This is a genomic window from Phytoactinopolyspora halophila, assembly GCF_003287285.1.
Lineage (GTDB): Bacteria > Actinomycetota > Actinomycetes > Jiangellales > Jiangellaceae > Phytoactinopolyspora_A > Phytoactinopolyspora_A halophila.
The window spans coordinates 1-1,208 of record NZ_QMIG01000067.1 but is presented as its reverse complement, the minus strand read 5'-3'; the positions used below and the strand labels follow the sequence as shown (position 1 = coordinate 1,208).

Genomic DNA, 1,208 nt, shown 5'->3' with positions numbered 1-1,208 from the left:
ATCCTAAGGTAGCGAAATTCCTTGTCGGGTAAGTTCCGACCTGCACGAATGGCGTAACGACTTTCCCACTGTCTCAACCACGGACTCGGTGAAATTGCACTACGAGTAAAGATGCTCGTTACCCGCAGCAGGACGGAAAGACCCCGGGACCTTTACTACAGCTTGGTATTGGTGTTCGGTTCGGCTTGTGTAGCATAGGTGGGAGACTGTGAAACGGGCACGCCAGTGCTCGTGGAGTCACCGTTGAAATACCACTCTGGTCGTTCGGAGCATCTAACCTCGGTCCGTGACCCGGATCAGGGACAGTGCCTGGTGGGTAGTTTAACTGGGGCGGTTGCCTCCCAAAAGGTAACGGAGGCGCTCAAAGGTTCCCTCAGCCTGGTTGGCAATCAGGTGGCGAGTGCAAGTGCACAAGGGAGCTTGACTGCAAGACCGACGCGTCGCGCAGGACCGAAAGGTGGAACTAGTGATCCGGCAGTCGCGCGTGGAAGCGCTGTCGCTCAACGGATAAAAGGTACCCCGGGGATAACAGGCTGATCCTGCCCAAGAGTCCATATCGACGGCATGGTTTGGCACCTCGATGTCGGCTCGTCGCATCCTGGGGCCGGAGCCGGTCCCAAGGGTTGGGCTGTTCGCCCATTAAAGCGGCACGCGAGCTGGGTTTAGAACGTCGTGAGACAGTTCGGTCCCTATCCGCTGCGGGCGCAGCAGACTTGAGAAGCACTGTCCCTAGTACGAGAGGACCGGGACGGACGGACCTCTAGTGCGCCAGTTGTTCCGCCAGGAGCACCGCTGGTTAGCTACGTCCGGCACGGATAACCGCTGAAAGCATCTAAGCGGGAAGCCACCTTCAAGATGAGGTCTGCCACCACCACCGCGTGGGTAAGGCCCCCAGCAGACCACTGGGTTGATAGGCCAGACGTGAAAGCCTGGTAACAGGTGCAGCTGACTGGTACTAATAGGCCGAGGACTTGACACACACCCCAACACGCGGGTGCCCGCATCCACTATGCAACTCTGAAAACACGACCAACCCCCACCCAAGCCCACACCCACAGGGTTTGATAACATCACAACCGTGCCGGCGGTCACAGCGAAGGGGAAACGCCCGGACCCATACCGAACCCGGAAGCTAAGCCCTTCAGCGCCGATGGTACTGCCCCGGAAACAGGGTGGGAGAGTAGGACACCGCCGGCCACACACTCAGA

2 rRNA genes are annotated in these 1,208 nt (G+C 58.9%); both read left to right on the top strand.

Annotated elements, in window-relative coordinates:
* Positions 1-979: ribosomal RNA gene (locus DPM12_RS22655) — 23S ribosomal RNA — on the top strand; the annotation flags it as partial.
* 101 nt (positions 980-1,080) lie between these two features.
* A 5S ribosomal RNA gene (gene rrf / locus DPM12_RS22650) occupies positions 1,081-1,197 on the top strand.
* Positions 1,198-1,208: the final 11 nt, after the last annotated feature.